Genomic DNA, 17,847 nt, shown 5'->3' on the forward strand with positions numbered 1-17,847 from the left:
CATCTTGCCAATTCTCTTCTGCTTTTCAGGGGGAAGTACCACCGTTAGGTGGGGATGGGGGTAAAAATATACCAATCGAATCACGTGTAAGGATAAGAAACTCACTAATAGTCACTTTTTCTATTCCAATAACATTGCGTATTTTCACGGTTCAAATATAATTGCAATACCATGTTCGACAAGATTAAGGGCTATTTGCCTTATGTAGCAGCTTTACTGCTATTTGTAGTTTTAAGTTTCGCTTATTTCGCCCCAGTTTTAGAGGGAAAAAAATTACCACAGCTCGATAATACGCATGCCAAAGCCATGTCGCAAGAGCTGGTGGATCATGAGCAAAAAACTGGTGAAAAGGCACTATGGACCAACTCCATGTTTGGCGGTATGCCAGCCTACCTTATAAAAGGTGACTCATCGAAGAATATATTTAGTTACCTAAACCGCTATTCACGTATTAACTTACCATACGAAACAGTGGCCATCGTGTTTTTATACCTCTTGGGCTTTTACCTGCTGTTGTTAAGTATGAAAATTGATCATTGGTTATGTGTGATAGGCGCTATTGCCTTTGCCTTTGGATCCTACAACCTTATAATAATTATTGCCGGACACATTACCAAAACATACGCCATAGCCCTTATGGCACCTGTTATAGCCGGTGTGTTGTATGCTTATAATCGCAATCGATTTATTGGTGGGGTAATAACGGCAGTTGCGCTGGGTATGGAAATTGCCTACAACCATGTTCAGATAACCTATTATCTGGCATTTATGGTTGCATTTATTGTTTTGTCGCGCTTGGTGTATGCTTTAAAAGAAAAGGCCATTAAACCTTTTGCTCAAACAACAGGCATATTGGTTATTGCTGCAATGTTAGCTGTATTGCCAAATATTACTAATCTATGGACAACCTACGAGTATGGAAAATACTCCATACGAGGAGCCTCAGAGCTAACACCAAAACAAGGCGAAAAAGAACACTCGGGTTTGGATGTGGATTATGCTTTTGGTTGGAGCTACGGTATACATGAAACACTAACACTGATGATACCTAATGTGGTGGGTGGTGCTTCAGAAGGTTTGGCTAATTCCGAAGAGGCGATGAAACAAGTTGATTCGCGCTTAAAAGAATATGTTGGTCAATCGAGCCAATATTGGGGAGGACGTATCTTCACAAGCGGACCTGTTTATGCCGGTGCTTTAATTTGTTTCTTATTTTTTATTGGTGCCTTTTATTATAAAGGGAAAGAACGATGGTGGTTAATTGGTATTACCATTTTCTCCATTATGCTGGCCTGGGGTAAAAACTTACAATGGTTTAATTACTTCATGTTTTATAATTTTCCACTGTATAATAAATTCCGCACCGTAGAAATGGCATTGGTATTGGCATCTATGGCCATGCCGGTATTAGGTTTCCTTGGCTTAAAAACCATTCTTTCAAATCCTGAAACAGTTAAAAAGGACAGCAAATGGTTTGTAATAGCTTTCGCATTAACTGGTGGATTGAGTATGGTATTGGCTTTATTTCCAACAGCTTTCTACAGCTTTTTATCGCCAATGGAGGCACAGCAAATTGGTGCTCAAATTATGCAAGGAGGAGAAAATGCTCAAATGTATCAATTGTTGGAAGCTAATTTAATCGCTGCCCGTCAAGTGCTATTTACTGCTGATGCATGGCGATCGTTTGTGTTTATATTATTGGGCTCAGCATCCATTTGGTTTTTCATTCAAAATAAACTGAACAAGCGTTATTTAATGTGGGGCTTGGCTATTTTAATATTGGTTGATGTGTGGGGCGTATCCAAACGCTACTTAAACGATGGTGACTTTGTTAGTCAATCCAAAGCGCGTCAGGAACTGGCACAATCAACAGCCGATGCTGAAATACTTAAGGATAGAGATGATTACTATCGCGTATTTCCAATTTATCGCGATCCGTTTAAAGATGGATTCACACCCTATTGGCATAAGTCGGTTGGAGGTTTCCATGGTGCAAAAATAAGGCGTTATCAAGACCTGGCCGACCATTACCTTATGAACGACTGGCAAGAGTTAATGAAGGTACTGCAAACAGCAAAGAGTCCGGGCGAGTTGGAAGAGGCCATGGAGCAAATGCCGGTTCTTAATATGATGAATACCAAGTACATTATTTTTAACCCTCAGGCAAAACCTATTTTTAACCCAAGCTACATGGGCAATGCATGGTTTGTAAAAGGTGTGCATCAAGTGGCCAATGCTGATGAAGAAATTGCCGCATTGGGTAAAGTCAATTTAAAAACAACCGCTGTTATTGATCAACACTTTGTCGATGATGTAAAGGGCTACAGCTGTGATTCAATAAATGGACAAATTGCTTTAACACAGTATTTGCCTGATTATTTGATTTTTGAGTCGAAAAGCACGCAGCCTCAGTTGGCAGTTTTTAGCGATGTCTACTACGAAAAGGGTTGGAAAGCCTATGTTGATGGTGAAGAAGTAAATATCCTAAGAGTCAACTATTTGTTACGAGGTTTAATGATTATGGCGGGAGAGCATGCCATTGAGTTTCGTTTTGAACCTCGCTCATTTATTACGGGGCAAATGTTGGCAACTATTAGTTCTATCATTATTTTATTATTGATAGGTTTAGCTTCATTTTTGGCATGGAAGAAGAATAAATAGTTTGCTAATTAAACGAATCAAGATCAATCATGATTAAGCTTAAAATACGTAGGGCTATGATTACAGAAACTTTGTATATTTTCTGTAAATCAGTCTTGGATCCTGATATTTGAATCTTGGTATTAGTTTTTGATTAGATGAAATAGTATTTGAGGGCGCTGATAAAGTGCCCTTTTTTCATGTAGTATACTCAGATATGAGTATCGACAGGGGCTTTGTTTAGGGTTAATTTTGTTAGATAATAAATTCAAAACCAACTGTCATGAAAAAATTATGGATGATTTTGTTGTTGTGTTTCATGGCTTTGGGTTTAATCGCTCAAAACCAAAATTATGTACCTGCAACATTAAATGTTGAAGAAAAGGCAGAGGCCAACAAAAGTGTTTTTTGCTGTTTCGCTGAAGAGAACCTGGAATACCCCGAACGAAGCTGCTTTATTGGTGAGGAAGGGATTGTTGTTGTGCAATTTACCATTACCGAAAAAGGAAGTGTTGAGGATATGAAAATTACCAATTCCGTTTGTGAGAATTTAGATGAAGCTGTTTTATGCTGTCTTGAAAAGACAATGGGTATGTGGCAACCAGCCATGCAAGATGGCAGGCCTATCGCTAGTGTAAAAAAAGTTTACATTAACTTTGATATGGCTGGTAATCCTAGTCATAAAGACAATGCCTTGATGATGTATAAAGCAGCCTTAAAATCCTACTCTAAAGGAATGGATGTTGAAAGCAATTACCTGTCATTTACACGACAAGAACAACGCAAACGCACCAAGTTTTTTGAGCGCAGCTTAAATGAACTAAAGGAAGCAAGTAAGTATGCACCTGAAGAACTGCCAATTGTTCTTTGGCAAGCAAAAGCCTACGAGCAACTTGGCGACATGACAGCCTCAAAAATGAAATTGGATGAGTATATGAGGCTCTTAAATCCTGAAGAAACAACAGAGGTAGAAATGGCGTTTATTAGAGCTATTAAATAAGCTTAATTGTATTGACGAATCATTAGCTAAGGGCGTAACTTGCCCTTAGCATTTTTTTTTGGATATGACTGAGTCTGTTTATCGGGATCTGGTGAATTACATTCAGAAGATTGCTTGTGATCATCAAGCAGCGTCTTCCTCCGATTCACTACAACGTGAAGATAGTTATAAGAATTTTCCGATTTGTTTGCAGACACAATTTTTTACCATCATCAGACTACCAGACTTTGTAATCGACTATGTTTCTTCAAGTATTTATAAAGTGCTGGGAATTCGTCCTGAGCGAATGAAAGTGAAAACACTTTATTCCTTGATTCATCCCGATGACCTTCCTATTGTGGTTTTGGCATCTAAAAAATTAATTGAATTCCTATATGGCGAGCATGAGAATATTCCAGCGGGAGAGCTAGTTGCTAGTTTGGGTTTTCGTGTGAGAAAGGGCAATGGTTACATTAAACTACTCAACCAAAACAGCCTTATTTGTCGGCACGAAGGATCGCCATTGTGTAAAGTATTGTGTTTATATACCGATATCAGTTACATCAATAACTCAGGAAAGATTAATTTTGATTTAAGGACTAACTACACCTTAGATAAATTTAAATTCCCGGATGAAGAGTTGTATAATCTTGCCAATTACTTTACGACAAGAGAATGTCAAATACTTTCCTTATTAGCAAGTGGTAGAAACAGTGAAGAAATTGGAGAGAAATTATTTATTAGTCGGCACACGGTTGATACACACCGTAGAAAAATGTTGGCAAAATCTCACTTGTGCAATACGGCAGAGCTGGTTGCTTTTGCAATTGACAACCAACTATTGTAATTATCTAGTGTTTATTAATCAATAGCGTCCTAAATGATTTTCTTAATACAAATGGAATTGAATAAAATTTAGTTGTTGTATGTAGTTCTTCTAAGGTTGTGTTCTTTTAAGCGTCATGCATTTGTGGCCTCTTCTGTAAATAACTTACGTTTTATCAAAAGCTTTAGAGAGACCGGGAAGCTGAGAACTTGTTCGAAGATCCCCCGGCCGCACTTAAGTTTGAGATAAATAAGAAAGTTATTTAAAAAGTAGCCTTGATCTTTTTTCCTTAGTTTTTGTGATCAAGAACAAAAAGTAAGTCCGGTTTGGGCGGATAGCCCTATAGATAGGATTATACCTGCTATTCTAAAGCATCATTCTCCTCGCTATTCTTTTCCACCTGCTTTTGTCGGTAGCATATTTTGTTACTTTTGTAATAATCAATTGAAAAACATGCAGACAGACGCAGAAAAGCAAATAACAAAGCAGTTTTTACTGGATCAACGGTATTTAGCAATGGCTCGTATATGGGCGCAAAACTCCTATTGCAACAGGCGACAGGTTGGAGCCATCATTGTTAAAAACAAAATGATTATAAGCGACGGGTATAATGGTACACCATCGGGTTTCGAAAATGAGTGCGAAGATTGTGATAATAAAACAAAATCGTATGTGTTGCACGCCGAAGCTAATGCCATAACTAAAGTGGCTCGATCCAATAATAGTTCCGATGAATCAACTTTGTATGTCACAGCTTCTCCTTGTATCGAATGTTCTAAATTAATTATTCAAGCAGGTATTAAGCGTGTTGTGTTTGCCGAGAAGTACCACAATACCGATGGGCTTGACCTGTTAACAAGAGCACATATTGAAGTTGTTCACATCGAAAATGAACTGATTACCGTTAAAGATGGTTTAATATTGGGGGAGACTCAGGTTTAGAATAATAACTCACTTAAGAAATATAGCATATATGCAATCAAATACGCGCAAGCAAATCTTTATGCCCTTTATTTTCGCCCTATTGGTGGCTCTTGGGGTTTTTATAGGTCGTAATTTTATGGCTGGACCAAGCGGTGGAGGCAATAATCCTTTAATGATTTACCCGCAGGCAAGTAATAAGCTCGATGGTATTATGACCTTGATAGAGGATGAATATGTTGATACCGTCAATCGTCAAAGTATAGAAGAGCGCATTATTCCCGAAATATTGAAAGACTTAGATCCTCATTCGGTTTATATTCCTGCTAAGGATTTAAACAAAGTTAACGAGGAGCTGCAAGGTAATTTTGGAGGTATCGGCGTTCAGTTTAGCATGCAAAATGATACCGTAATGGTCATTCAGGTTATTCAGGGTGGTCCGTCTGAGAAAGTAGGCATTTTACCTGGCGATAGAATTGTTGCAGTAAACGATTCTATTATTGCAGGCAAAAGCATTGCCACTACCGATGTAATGAAGCAATTGCGCGGCGAAATGGGCACCGACGTTAAAGTGGGTGTGTTACGTCGCCCTAATAAAGACCTGATAGATTTTAATATTACCCGTGGCAACATTCCTATTTATAGTGTTGAAGTAAGCTATATGGTCAACGAAACAACCGGTTACATTAAGGTTGATAAGTTTGCTCAAAATACCTATCAGGAGTTTTTAACAGCTTTGGCAAAGTTGAAAGCTAACAATTGTCAAGAACTAATCATCGATTTCCGTGGTAACTCAGGAGGCTTACTCGATGTTGCTATCCGTTTATGTAACGAATTTTTACCTGCTAAAGATTTGATTGTATATACCGAGGGCAAAGCGCACAAAAGACAAAATGTACATGCTAATGGGGCTGGTACCTGTCAGGATACCAAAGTAATTGTGCTGATCGATGAATTTTCAGCATCGGCCAGTGAAATATTTGCTGGAGCTATTCAGGACAACGATCGTGGCGTTGTTATCGGTCGCCGTTCATTTGGTAAAGGACTGGTTCAGCAGCAAATTCCTTTGTCCGATGGTTCAGCATTGCGCCTTACGATCGCTCGTTATCACACGCCAAGTGGCAGATGCATCCAAAAATCATACGAAAATGGATCGAGTGATTATTACGAAGATATCTACAACCGCTATGCACAAGGCGAGTTTTTTAACCAGGATAGTATTGAATTTAACGATAGCTTAAAGTACACTACCAAAAATGGTCGTACTGTTTATGGTGGAGGTGGTATTATGCCTGATGTGTTTGTGGCACGCGATACAAGTATGATGACCGACTATTTCTATAAGCTTCGGGTTAATGGTATTATTTATCGCTATGCTTTACAATATACCGACAATAACAGAGCATCTATGGAACAGTTTACTAGCGCTGAATCCATTGGTGCGTATCTTGATAAGGAAAATATTTTGGCAGGATTTTTAAACTTTGCCAAAGATAAAGGGGTATCTTTTAATCAAAAGGATTACAACTTATCTAAAGAACTAATTGAAATAGAATTAAAGGCTTACATTGCCCGCAACTTGATTGATAATGAGGGTTTTTATCCGATGTTGCATCAGGTTGATGAAGTATTTAAAGAAGCTGTTGAAGAGGCACTCAAAACAGAGAGTTAGTGTCTTTCAGTCTTAAAGAAATAGTTAAAAAGCACGAGGGATTTTTTCTTCGTGCTTTTTAACTATTGTACGATTAAGGTTATTCGTTTTTTTCGGATTGCCAGACTGGCCTCTTTAATTATGAGTAAATCTAGGTTTAAAAGGAAATCCTATTTTGTCAAAAACAGTTCATCGATTGTCCTCTATAAACGTGTCATTTTGGCTATTCACAATTAATAAACACGACGGCTTGACAGGTGAGTGAAACAGTTTTATCTTTTGCACGATAATTGATAAGCTATTTGGGTATATTTGACTAAATTTTTTTGATATGCTTGTTGGACTTGTAAATACTATAGCTTTCTTAGTGGTATCCTATTATTTGTTTAAGTTTATTGGGCGCCTGCTATTACCTATTCTAATGAAAAAAGGTGTTGAACGTATGCAACAGCAGCAACAGAATGCTGCCAACCAATATCGTCAACAAGCCCAACAGCAGGAGGGCAATGTTACCATTAAAAAAGAGAAAGCTAAAAAAACATCTCAGGTAGTCGATGATAACGAAGGAGAATATGTTGACTTTGAGGAGGTGAAGTAGTTTTTATCTTGTGGTATGTGATTAGTTTTCTATATTTATAATCAAATACCATCCTCATGAAAAACTACATTTTAGTACTAGTACTTCTTTTAGCACCGGTTTTGGTGATGTCTCAGGATTTACTTCATCCCGCATTTAGGCAACTGATGCAAGATGTCGAAAACAAACAAATGGTTGCAGGCTATCAAAATAGTGATTACTCGGGCTCGCCCTATCTATTTGATACCAATACGGCATCAATTGCTCTTGAGGATAATCAGAAAATAGAGGGTTTAACGATGCGATATAATGTTTACAAAGATGTAATGGAAATTGCTAAAGGTGAACAGTATTATCAATTGCCCCAAGAGAAGATATTTGCCAATATTTCTCTAGAGGAGCATCTTTTTTGTTTAAAAGTTTATGAGTCGTCTGGCAAGAAAAAAACAGGCTATTTCGAAACCTTATTAAATGGACAGACCGCCAGTTTATATATGCAATACAATATATTTCTGATAGAAGCTCAAGAGTCAAAAGGATATATTGAAGCGAAAAAACCTGAATTTAAATCGAACCCGCCAAAGTTGTTTGTTGAGTTTGATGATGGGGTATTGCATTATATTAAAAGTAAGAATGATTTTTTAGAATTAGCACCCAAGTACCAAGAAGAACTAGCTTCTTTTATTAAGAAAAACAAGGTGAAATTTAAAAAAAGTGAGAGTGTAAAGAAGCTGGTTGAATATTATAATTCGCTTTAGAACTCTATTTCTTCTTCTTTTTTTTCTTCTTTGCCAAATACTCATCTTCTTCGGCTGCTGCTTCTCTCATTAGGGTTTTCCAATCGGCGTGAGTTTCAGCTGAGAAGTCAAGTGTATCGGCATACTCTTCATGATCAATGTCGGTAACATTAATAGGATAACCAGTGTACTCTTCAATGTTGGTAAGTAGTTCTTTTTCCTCTTCACTGCAAAAAGCAATAGCAAATCCTTTTTGCTTACCACGGCCTGTTCGTCCAACACGGTGCACATAGTTTTCTGGGTGCTTTTCGGGTAAATCATAATTCACCACATAGTCAACATTCGGGATATCGACACCACGTGCACTCACATCGGTAGCGATAAGTAGTTTAACTTCGCCCGTTTTAAATGCTTTCATTACTTCATCGCGCTGATTCTGTGTTTTATCACTATGAATAGATACAGCAGTAATGTTAACTCGTTCCATGGCTTTAAGCACTCGCTCACATCGTACTTTTGTACGTACAAAAACCAATATTTTTTTATCGGGATTGGCATTTACTATTCGCTCCAGAAAGAAACGCTTATCATCCATGTTGATAAAAGCTACCGAGTGATCGATATTTTTGGCAACTGGGTTTTTGGGTGATATCTGTATGCGAATAGGTTTTCGAACAAGAGAGTAGGCTAATTTCTTAATTTTAGCATCAATGGTTGCCGAAAAGAACAATGTCTGACGTTGCTTTGGCAAATATTTGATTAAGTCCTCAATGTCTTTATAAAAGCCTAAGTCAAGCATATGATCGGCCTCATCCAGTACCAACATTTCGGCATTGTACACTTTTACAACTCCTTGGTTAATGAAGTCGAACAGGCGGCCTGGTGTGGCTATCAAAACGTCGATGCCTTTTTGTAATCGTTCAATTTGATCATCTTGATCAACACCACCATAGATAGCCGCGAACTTTAAAGAGGTGTTTTTACCAATTTGCTTAAATACATCGGCAATCTGTTTTGCTAATTCGTGTGTTGGAACCATTACAATGCACCGAACACCGTTATCGGGGTTCTTTTGTTTTTTTAATAAGAGCTGAAGGATGGGAATAACAAAAGCAGCTGACTTACCAGTACCTGTTTGAGCAATGGCCAATACATCTTCTCTTTCAAGAATTGCTGGTATTGCTTTAAACTGAATATCCGTTGGACGCTTAAATCCTAGGGCTTCAATGCTTTTTAAAATTTTACTGTTTAAGCCAAATTCTGCAAACTTCATCTCTTACTATTTTCGGCAAAGATACGATTTAAAGTAAGAATTTTTGTCAATGATACTCTATGTGGCAAGTTCATGTAAATAATTCAAACGTATACCTTGTTTGAAGATTGTAAATACTTGACTGGGAACATTACCGTACAGGTTCGAGGCAAAATGATTTAAGGCTAGTTCCGATTACTCCTAGAAGAAAATAAACGTAGTAGTTTAGGAGCCAAAATAAATAAGTATTCCTCCGTACTTTTTTACTATAATTGTTGCCGTTTTTAACCTAATACCATACTATGATTTACAACAGTCACATCCATACGTTTAAGGATACTGATATACCTCGAGCTTTTTTACCTTTGGGGTTGGTACGTATTTTATCGACTAAACGTGGAGCACGTATTATTTCAAAAATCTTGAATAACATCAATCCGTTTTCTGATAACGATGCTTTTGATCGCTACGTTAAGTTTGTTGAAATTGGTCGCCTAGGTTCACAAGAGGCCATCTTTAAAGAGTGTAAGCGGTTTTATCCACGTGATAGTCGATTTGGTGTTCTGGCTATGGATATGGCCTATATGGGAGCGGGGAAAGTGCCGCGTAGCTATAAAGATCAGCTGCAGGAATTGGGTGAACTCAAACAAAAATGTCCCGAAGTAATTCCATTTGTTCATATTGATCCGCGTCGAGAGGGGTATCTGGAACTATTGAAACTATGTGTTGAAGAGTGGGGCTATAGAGGTGTGAAAGTGTATCCGCCTTTGGGTTACTTTCCTTACGACGAACGAATGTATCCTGTATATGAATACTGTCAAAAGCATTCATTACCTGTGATTACCCATTGCAGTCCGTTTAACCCTGTTCACTTCAAGGGTAAAAAGAAAGAACTACGCGCTCTTCTTCAAAAATCAAAAGATCAAATTGATACCAAAGGAATGAGTCGTAAGGTAATGTGCTCTCAATTTACCAATCCTTTGAATTGGGAGTATGTGATGGCCGATTTTCCGGATTTAAAATTGTGTTTGGGACACTTTGGTTCATCGCATTATTGGAAACAGTTTCTTGATAATCCGGGAAAATCTGATAATTGGTTTTTGGTTATTAAGGAGATGCTGGAGAAGTACCCAAATTTATATTCCGACATCTCTTTTACGCTGAATGAACAAGAGTTTTTTCCTTTGCTAAAAGTGCTTTTGCAAGATAAGGTCATACGACCTAAGGTATTGTTTGGGTCGGATTATTATATGGTAGAGACCGAAGCTACTGAACGACGTTTTAGTATTGACTTGCGTGCTTTTTTGGGTGAAAAAGATTTTATGACCATTGCAAAAGATAATCCTGAACGATTCTTTAAGACTAAGCTGAAGGAATAGGCAAAGTTGCATCTGAACTTGCAAGCACCGATGTCATCGCTCTGAGCGATGACATCGGCGTTTATTTGTGCCAATCTACATTGGGTACTATTCACGGTGCACTTTTTATTGCTTTAATCGCTTTCTATTTGTAAGTTGCTTTCATGAATAATCGAGATAAGGAAACCACTGTTGAAGTATACTCCGGAACATTATGGGAAGCAGAAATGGTGCGTTCTCTTATTGAAACGGCTCAAATACCCAATTTCATGAAGAATACGATTTTGAATCATTCGATGTATGATCCCATACAATCGGAGGGAGCAAAGGTTATTGTTTTGGCTAAGGATGAGTATGAAGCACGTATAATCGTAAAGAATTACATTAATAACCTAAAAACATAAATGTATGAATACAATGGTATTATTAGCTGGTATTGTGGCTGGTTTAGCAACACTTGGACATTTTACTGCCGGAACAAAGCTTTATTTAAAACCCTTTTTGGCTTGTGATTTAGATCCTGTACCTAAGAATGTGATTCTTTCAGTTTTTCATTATGTGTCGGTGTATCAAATTTTTTCGTCGTTGATACTTGTGATGGTGGGTATTAATTTTGAAAACTGTATGCACGATCCAACAATGGTGCTTAATTTTATAGGTATTAACTACGGATTTTTTGCACTTGTTCAAATTGTTATTGCACTTACATCATCGGTTAAAGGTGGGCTTTTTAAGATGTTTCAGTGGATATTTTGGGTGTTAATTGCCGTATTGGTGTTTATCAGATAAAAGATAAGGATCGTAACTTGATTGGCATATTACTTATCGATTTACGATCCTTTACTGCAAAAAAAGAACAGGCTGCTAAAGGGTAAGAAGCAGACTGTTCAAAATCAAAATTAACTGATTAAGGGATGTTTTTAAGAAACAACCTTATTGGCTGTTACCCATTCGTTATAAGCACCATCGTATACTTTTACATTGGTGTATCCTAGTTTTGTTGTCATTATCGTATAAAGTAAACCAGCACGTGTACTTGTTTGACAGTACAAGATAACTTCTTTGTCTTTAGTAACTCCTTTTGAAGCGAATAATTTATTTAAATCGTCGGCGGTTTTGATTAAACCTTTGTCATCGCGCATTAAATCAGAATTGATACTAATGGCTCCTTCAATGTGACCTTTACTTTTCGGATCTGTTCCGTTAAAGTAGTTATCGGCACGTGCATCAACCAACACCACATTGCCATTGCTTTTTTTTGTCTTTACATCATTCATGGTTAAATACGATGAACGATTTAACTTGGCTGTAACAGTTGTTTTCTTAGGCATTTTAGGTGTGCGAGTCACTGGTTTACGTGCTGCTTTCCATGCGTCCAGATTACCATCTAATAAACGAACATTAGATGCACCCATCATTTTCATAATCCAGTACATACGACCAGCATTGCTACCTTTATTACAATACAATACAATCTCTTTGTTAAAATCAACACCATGTGCACCCATTACTTTGCATAGCTCAGCATCGTTTTTAAGCATGCCTTCAATAGGTGTTTTACTTGATAATTCCTCAACTGGAAAATTAATTGAATTGCGAATGTGTACCTTTTTATATTCTGTTGATTTACGGGCGTCAATAATAAGCACTTCTTTGTTGTTAATTTTACCAGCCAGCTCTTTAACCGAAATGAAATCGCCCTGTGCAGCTGCTCCCAATGTATAAATAACAAGGGCTGCTATTATACTTAATCTCTTCATATTGTTTGTTTTATCGATTAAAATCTTACTTGCATTTGAACGTATAATCCATCATTCTTCACTTCAGTTGGAGCTTCTGCTCTGTACAAGTAGTTCACTTGCAGGCGTGTCCAATCGTTAAAGAAGTAGTTAACACCAAATGTCATAATATCCTCTTTATAATCATTTAGGCCAGCGTCAAAGAATTCATACTTAAAAACAGGCTCAATATTCCATTTGGTCATGTACATTGCTTGCATGTATGCACCACTGCGCTCATCGCCTAATGCAATTAGTTCGCCACCGCAGCCACCACCAAGTGAGCGGTCATATTCACCTTGATCAACAATGTATTCTCCCATTGCTCTGAAACTTCCAAGATTTACTTCTGCCTCTAGGGCGTATGATGTACGTTCGTCATCATCATTGGTAGGGTATCCATAACGATAACTACCACCAACATATAAGAAATCTAATGGATGAAATACAACACGGCCGATCACATCTTTTGAATTGTTATTGTCTTTTTTAAGTCCGGCACCATTCATGTATGCCAAACGATATTGCATAAAAGTGCTACGATCGCCTCCCAATAACATGATACCCATGTCGCGTTGTGGTACTACTAATTGATCGGCTGCTCTAGAGCGAAAAATTGTATGTAAGCCACTACAAGCAGTTCCGCCTAAATCCATACTAAAAGGGTTTTTGAACGAACCCATCGATACTTTAGCCCATTCGTAGCGTCCATAAGTAATAAATGCATCAAGTAGGTAGGCACTTCCATTGCTGCTAAGCATCGGACTCATTTCCATTACTACGTAATAAGAGAAGTCGTAAGGTATATTTCCTGTAGCACCTAGTCGGGCACGACGAAAACCGAATGTACTCGACGTTTCTTCCCCATATGTGCTGCTATATTCAGTTTGTAAGAATCCAAAAACTCTTAGGGCCTCATCGTCAGCTGCTCCACCTTCACATCCTTGTGCAAATGATGTTGTTGAGACTGCCATGGTCATAGAGATTAATAATAATAGGACTTTATTGATCATATCAGTTGTGTTAGATTAGAAATTAAAGCTATCTACCATGAGGTAGATAACTTTAATAAGTTTTTTTAATGGCTTAATGAGAGTCCGTACAGAATGAAAAATCTTTCGAATTAGAATCGCCACCCCATTGGTTTGTAGTCCAGTTGCTATTTGAATTGAATAATTTATTCATTCCAAAAGTTAAACTGTACGCATCATAACCGATTACATTAAGATAGGCTGAAATCACAGCAGAAGTTTGACCAGTGTAGCAGTATGTTACAATGTCTTTACTTGGATCTAAATTAGTCATTGAAGCATCAGCTGGTTCTATTGGATCAATTAATAGAGGTAATAATCTTTTAGCCCCATCAATATGTCCAAAAGCACCATAATCAGTAGTGTTAAAGTAGTTATTGATGAAATAATTAGTTGGAGTTGCTAATACATCCCCAGCACCTGCGGTTTTAAAACCTTGTGAGATAACATACTCAACACGTTCTTTTAGTATATCTGCACCAGTTGTGGCTGTCGATGTAAATGTAGGTAGATCATAAACTTTACGTTCTGGTTCTGAACCATACGACCAGTTATTATGTCCATCAGCTAAGTCGTCAATTTGCGGAGTCCAACTATCAGTTGTTCCACTCCAACTACTCATACCCCATTTAAGAGCCTGAGCATCGTGATAACCATATAAACGTAATAAAGAAGTGGCGTAACAAGCTGTTTGACCAGTGTAACAAACTACTAATATTGGATCTGTTGCGTTAGCAGCTTCTGTTAAAATGTTTTTAAAATCAACGTTAACAGCCCCCTGAATGTGGCTTGCACCAAACTTCTCTGCACTTCTGATATCAATTATGTGCTTTCCAGTAATTACACCATCACTAGGAGGACCCATAACAAACTTTTGGCCGGCAGAGTTTTTAATTACATGGTTAAGATCCATGTCAATGTCCACCAAATGATCCATTAAAACCTCTGCTGGATTAATAGCAGGTGTTCCATCATCACCATCATCCTTACAACCAGTGAAAAGCATTGCACTTATGGCAAGCATTAAAAATGAATAACGAAATAGATTTTTCATAATAAAATAGATTTAATAATTATTAATTGGATTTAAATTTGAGTTTATATTTTAGCAACCTCCACCATCATCGTGTTTGGCAGGACCGCCAGCTAACATCTCCAGGTTTTTGTCGCAAAAGTCAGGGAATGAAAGTTCCCAGTTTTTCCAACCACCGTCTAGTACCAGCACTTTTTTAAAGCCCATTTGCATAAGGGTTTGAGCGGCTAAAGCCGAGCGTTTTCCTTTTTTACAATACAGAATTAAAGTTTCTTCTTTTGTTGGCATGTACAATCCTTCTGTTTCCCAAAAGTTTTCTGTAGCAATGTTAAATTCAATGCTTCCACGTGGAATATTTACAGCACCTGGGATAAATCCGTAGTAATGCTCGGTATTCTGACGTACATCTATGACATTAAATATTTCCTCCGATTCCATAATCTTCATTAGATCGGTAGGGGAAACAGTTGTAATGATTTTTGATGCATTTTCAACCATTAAATCAACGGTTAAATTACTTGGCTGAGTTTGACAACTTAAAAGCCCAAATAGGCATGCGGTATATATTATTAGTTTCTTCATGGTTATTAGTTTTTAGATATTTCAGTTTCGTGTTCAGTTTCTAATTCTTCGTAACCGGTTATCATGGCTTGTAAATTGGATGTAACAGTGTGTCCGGTTGTTATTAAGTACAAGTGTGCCATTACAAAGGCAACCAATAGAAATGCCCCCAATGTGTGGAGTACAGCAACAGCTTCAAGCCCTTCCAGCGTAAATGGATTATCTGGATAATGGAAAAATAGGTAGGCAAAACCAGTGATTAACTGAACTGGAAATACCAAAATGATCAAACCAAAGTAGATGATGCGCTGTAAAGGATTAAGTTTACTATCTACTGTTTTCTTTACCGGATGTGGAGCTTTTTTAAAAATACCCACGAGGTAATACATGGCTTGTTGTTTCACATTGTTACGAACGGGCACAAACTGCTTACTTTGACCCGTTACCAGCATCCAAAAGATGGCAAATATGGTAAGGATAAGGAAGCCCCAGCCAGCTACCGAGTGCAGTCGTACTGCTGTTTCAAATCCGAATGCTTCAAATGTGCTATGGATTTCAAAACCAGTTATCATTAAAAGCAAGATGAGAACCATTTGCGACCAATGCCAAAAGCGTTCAAATCGACTGTATATTTTTACTTTATTCATAATTATCTGTTTTTAAAGAAAGCTACAATACGTCCTAAGAAGTGAGCTACAATACCAATGAGTGTTAAAAAGATGAGACCAAAACCTGCGTAGTCAACCGACTTGTTATAATCACGACCAGGCAAGTAAAAGTCATTTAAACCTGCTAAACGGCCATCGCGTTGGTGGCACTCAACACATGTTAAGGTTTGTTCTTTTGGAGATACCATGTGGTTAATTGGCCAATACACTTCCGACTCAACAAAATCGTAATTGCCAGTGTATGGACGATCGTTATACTCCATACCCAATCGAGCAGCTTCTTCCCAGTCAAAATCTTTCCAGAATGCACCTTCTCCCTTTTGAGCTGCCCATAGTTTCAGGCTGATCAATGTTTTGTTGCCTGTGTCGTAAATTTGTTTTCCTCTGTGGACTTTAACAGGCCATATTTTTGCAGTTGAATCGCGATACTCGCCAAAAAGCGTGTTGATCTTAACCGGAATAGTGGTAACTGTATCTTCTGCTAAATAGTGGTCGGCTGTACCATTAAACCAGTAATACTCTGGTTTTACATGGTCGTCCCAGACAAAATTACCTTTGATCGATAAGTAGTTGTGGTTGCCATCTGCGTCATCTTCTGAATAACCATTGCCATGATCATCTGTTAATCCTGCCGATGACCAATCCCAATAAAGCTTGGTGGCATTCGCCTTAGCGTATTCGGGAATGTGGCAGGTTTGACAAGCTACCTTTTCAAAGTGATTATCTAATATGGCATCGTTGTGAGGAGTTGTTGTGTGGCACTGGTCGCAATCAATGCGATTATGGTTAGCCGATGATACCGAGTAAAGTTTACCTTGTATATTATGGCGTTCGGTTGTGTGACAATCTATACATGCCATATCCGGACCGTCGGCAGCCATATGTACATCAACATCCTTAGAACATGATAAAAGGGCTTCTTCCAAGTCGCCATGTTTCACGTTGTTACCACCGCCACCATAGAAGTGACAAATACCGCAGTTGTTCTTTTTAGGTAAGCCAACGTTTTGCGATACGTATTGGTAATCTGGTACCTGGTAAGCAGCGTTAGCTGTTTCAGGTGTTGCTGGCATTCCCCCTTGTCCTTTTTGTTTAAAGTATGTGTCAGTCTGATCATGACAAACTAAACAATCAATGTTCAGATTGTCTGCAAAGTCGAAGCTTTTATCTTTCCATCCTAGTCCAATATGGCAACGCATGCACGAACCATTGTTACCATTGGCTCCTGTACAAAAGTTGTTAAGTAGGTTTTTCTTACCAACAGATACAACACCACGACCAGGTATTTCCTCTTCGCGCTCCCATTTCCAATGGGCTGTTGCCATTACCTCTTCATCTCGTCCTGTATGACATGATAAACAGGCTGCCGTTACATCACGCGGATGTTCAAATTCTTGCTGAAGAATTTCAAATTGTGAGTGATCTACCGATGAGATGTATTCCGATTTTAATTTAACATTAACCACCTCGGGTGTGCCTTTATAAGCAGCCACCTTTAGGGTTATTAGCAAAACGGCAAGCGGGAGCAGTAAACTTACCAATAGAGCCATTACCGATTTTGAGAACTGATTTTTCATTTGCTGATTTTAGATTTTCCATTAACCCTTAGGTCATCCCGTTTTCCCCTGTTGTTTAATTAGGATGTTTTTAACCAAAAGGATATGTAGCAAAAATAGCTTTGAAGAATTTTTTCTCTATATATTTTACCTTGCAACAAAACGCACTAATATCTGTAACTAAAAAGAATAAGCTTTGACAGAGATCAAGGAATTTATTGACGCATTACGGGTGTAGAGCTGTAACTGTTCGGTATTATTGATGTAACATTACAAGTA

17 protein-coding genes are annotated in these 17,847 nt (G+C 38.0%); 10 read left to right on the top strand and 7 right to left on the bottom strand.

Going from position 1 to position 17,847, the window contains the following annotated elements; translation table 11 throughout:
* Positions 1-171 precede the first annotated feature (171 nt).
* From FNN09_RS00645 to FNN09_RS00675, 7 genes are all read left to right on the top strand, one after another.
* Positions 172-2,661, top strand: coding sequence for a YfhO family protein (locus tag FNN09_RS00645; RefSeq protein ID WP_143299535.1), 2,490 nt, complete (start codon positions 172-174; stop codon positions 2,659-2,661).
* Between the two features lie 262 nt (positions 2,662-2,923).
* Complete coding sequence (locus FNN09_RS00650) at positions 2,924-3,640, top strand: energy transducer TonB (protein ID WP_143299536.1); 717 nt, start codon at positions 2,924-2,926, stop codon at positions 3,638-3,640.
* A 64-nt stretch (positions 3,641-3,704) separates the two neighbouring features.
* Positions 3,705-4,466: a LuxR C-terminal-related transcriptional regulator gene (locus FNN09_RS00655; protein WP_143299537.1), complete on the top strand. Its 762-nt coding sequence runs from the start codon at positions 3,705-3,707 to the stop codon at positions 4,464-4,466.
* A gap of 432 nt (positions 4,467-4,898) precedes the next feature.
* Positions 4,899-5,387, top strand: a complete 489-nt coding sequence (locus FNN09_RS00660) for a dCMP deaminase family protein (protein ID WP_143299538.1) — start codon at positions 4,899-4,901, stop codon at positions 5,385-5,387.
* A gap of 61 nt (positions 5,388-5,448) precedes the next feature.
* Positions 5,449-7,038 (top strand): S41 family peptidase, encoded by a 1,590-nt coding sequence (locus FNN09_RS00665; protein WP_255433919.1) that lies wholly within the window; start codon positions 5,449-5,451, stop codon positions 7,036-7,038.
* Positions 7,039-7,348: 310 nt separating this feature from the next.
* Positions 7,349-7,615 carry a DUF4834 family protein gene (locus tag FNN09_RS00670; protein ID WP_143299540.1) on the top strand — a complete coding sequence of 89 codons (267 nt, stop codon included), beginning with the start codon at positions 7,349-7,351 and terminating at the stop codon, positions 7,613-7,615.
* A 56-nt stretch (positions 7,616-7,671) separates the two neighbouring features.
* Complete coding sequence (locus FNN09_RS00675; RefSeq protein ID WP_143299541.1) at positions 7,672-8,352, top strand: hypothetical protein; 681 nt, start codon at positions 7,672-7,674, stop codon at positions 8,350-8,352.
* A 4-nt stretch (positions 8,353-8,356) separates the two neighbouring features.
* Here FNN09_RS00675 and FNN09_RS00680 read toward each other — a convergent pair whose 3' ends face one another.
* Entirely contained in the window at positions 8,357-9,604 is a 1,248-nt protein-coding gene (locus FNN09_RS00680; protein WP_143299542.1) for a DEAD/DEAH box helicase, read from the bottom strand.
* Positions 9,605-9,885: 281 nt separating this feature from the next.
* Between FNN09_RS00680 and FNN09_RS00685 the strand changes: the two genes are divergently transcribed.
* The 3 genes from FNN09_RS00685 to FNN09_RS00695 all read left to right on the top strand — a co-directional run bounded on the left by FNN09_RS00685 (position 9,886) and on the right by FNN09_RS00695 (position 11,730).
* The gene (locus FNN09_RS00685; RefSeq protein ID WP_143299543.1) at positions 9,886-10,962 is read left to right on the top strand and encodes an amidohydrolase family protein; all 1,077 of its coding nucleotides are present in this window, start codon (positions 9,886-9,888) and stop codon (positions 10,960-10,962) included.
* A gap of 143 nt (positions 10,963-11,105) precedes the next feature.
* Positions 11,106-11,345: a putative signal transducing protein gene (locus FNN09_RS00690; RefSeq protein WP_143299544.1), complete on the top strand. Its 240-nt coding sequence runs from the start codon at positions 11,106-11,108 to the stop codon at positions 11,343-11,345.
* A 4-nt stretch (positions 11,346-11,349) separates the two neighbouring features.
* On the top strand, positions 11,350-11,730 hold the full coding sequence (locus tag FNN09_RS00695; RefSeq protein WP_143299545.1) for a hypothetical protein: 381 nt from the start codon (positions 11,350-11,352) through the stop codon (positions 11,728-11,730).
* 131 nt (positions 11,731-11,861) lie between these two features.
* On the opposite strand, the gene FNN09_RS00700 is transcribed toward FNN09_RS00695, so the two are convergent.
* The 6 genes from FNN09_RS00700 to FNN09_RS00725 form a co-directional block, all read right to left on the bottom strand.
* Positions 11,862-12,701 (bottom strand): sulfurtransferase, encoded by an 840-nt coding sequence (locus tag FNN09_RS00700; protein WP_143299546.1) that lies wholly within the window; start codon positions 12,699-12,701, stop codon positions 11,862-11,864.
* Between the two features lie 17 nt (positions 12,702-12,718).
* Positions 12,719-13,693, bottom strand: a complete 975-nt coding sequence (locus FNN09_RS00705) for a porin (protein WP_185968804.1) — start codon at positions 13,691-13,693, stop codon at positions 12,719-12,721.
* Between the two features lie 112 nt (positions 13,694-13,805).
* Positions 13,806-14,804, bottom strand: coding sequence for a rhodanese-like domain-containing protein (locus FNN09_RS00710; protein ID WP_143299548.1), 999 nt, complete (start codon positions 14,802-14,804; stop codon positions 13,806-13,808).
* Between the two features lie 51 nt (positions 14,805-14,855).
* Entirely contained in the window at positions 14,856-15,365 is a 510-nt protein-coding gene (locus tag FNN09_RS00715) for a rhodanese-like domain-containing protein (protein WP_143299549.1), read from the bottom strand.
* Between the two features lie 5 nt (positions 15,366-15,370).
* The gene (locus tag FNN09_RS00720; protein ID WP_143299550.1) at positions 15,371-15,991 is read right to left on the bottom strand and encodes a cytochrome b/b6 domain-containing protein; all 621 of its coding nucleotides are present in this window, start codon (positions 15,989-15,991) and stop codon (positions 15,371-15,373) included.
* 2 nt (positions 15,992-15,993) lie between these two features.
* On the bottom strand, positions 15,994-17,589 hold the full coding sequence (locus tag FNN09_RS00725; RefSeq protein ID WP_143299551.1) for a tetrathionate reductase family octaheme c-type cytochrome: 1,596 nt from the start codon (positions 17,587-17,589) through the stop codon (positions 15,994-15,996).
* Positions 17,590-17,847 lie beyond the last annotated feature (258 nt).

It is taken from the genome of Carboxylicivirga sp. M1479 (assembly GCF_007097485.1).
Lineage (GTDB): Bacteria > Bacteroidota > Bacteroidia > Bacteroidales > Marinilabiliaceae > Carboxylicivirga.

Excerpts from the sequence above, each read along its gene's own strand:
- FNN09_RS00645 (WP_143299535.1), top strand. The coding sequence starts at position 172 with ATGTTCGACAAGATTAAGGGCTATTTGCCTTATGTAGCAGCTTTACTG.
- FNN09_RS00650 (WP_143299536.1), top strand. The coding sequence starts at position 2,924 with ATGAAAAAATTATGGATGATTTTGTTGTTGTGTTTCATGGCTTTGGGT.
- FNN09_RS00655 (WP_143299537.1), top strand. The coding sequence starts at position 3,705 with ATGACTGAGTCTGTTTATCGGGATCTGGTGAATTACATTCAGAAGATT.
- FNN09_RS00660 (WP_143299538.1), top strand. The coding sequence starts at position 4,899 with ATGCAGACAGACGCAGAAAAGCAAATAACAAAGCAGTTTTTACTGGAT.
- FNN09_RS00665 (WP_255433919.1), top strand. The coding sequence starts at position 5,449 with ATGCCCTTTATTTTCGCCCTATTGGTGGCTCTTGGGGTTTTTATAGGT.
- FNN09_RS00670 (WP_143299540.1), top strand. The coding sequence starts at position 7,349 with ATGCTTGTTGGACTTGTAAATACTATAGCTTTCTTAGTGGTATCCTAT.
- FNN09_RS00675 (WP_143299541.1), top strand. The coding sequence starts at position 7,672 with ATGAAAAACTACATTTTAGTACTAGTACTTCTTTTAGCACCGGTTTTG.
- FNN09_RS00680 (WP_143299542.1), bottom strand. The coding sequence starts at position 9,604 with ATGAAGTTTGCAGAATTTGGCTTAAACAGTAAAATTTTAAAAAGCATT.
- FNN09_RS00685 (WP_143299543.1), top strand. The coding sequence starts at position 9,886 with ATGATTTACAACAGTCACATCCATACGTTTAAGGATACTGATATACCT.
- FNN09_RS00690 (WP_143299544.1), top strand. The coding sequence starts at position 11,106 with ATGAATAATCGAGATAAGGAAACCACTGTTGAAGTATACTCCGGAACA.
- FNN09_RS00695 (WP_143299545.1), top strand. The coding sequence starts at position 11,350 with ATGAATACAATGGTATTATTAGCTGGTATTGTGGCTGGTTTAGCAACA.
- FNN09_RS00700 (WP_143299546.1), bottom strand. The coding sequence starts at position 12,701 with ATGAAGAGATTAAGTATAATAGCAGCCCTTGTTATTTATACATTGGGA.
- FNN09_RS00705 (WP_185968804.1), bottom strand. The coding sequence starts at position 13,693 with ATGGCAGTCTCAACAACATCATTTGCACAAGGATGTGAAGGTGGAGCA.
- FNN09_RS00710 (WP_143299548.1), bottom strand. The coding sequence starts at position 14,804 with ATGAAAAATCTATTTCGTTATTCATTTTTAATGCTTGCCATAAGTGCA.
- FNN09_RS00715 (WP_143299549.1), bottom strand. The coding sequence starts at position 15,365 with ATGAAGAAACTAATAATATATACCGCATGCCTATTTGGGCTTTTAAGT.
- FNN09_RS00720 (WP_143299550.1), bottom strand. The coding sequence starts at position 15,991 with ATGAATAAAGTAAAAATATACAGTCGATTTGAACGCTTTTGGCATTGG.
- FNN09_RS00725 (WP_143299551.1), bottom strand. The coding sequence starts at position 17,589 with ATGAAAAATCAGTTCTCAAAATCGGTAATGGCTCTATTGGTAAGTTTA.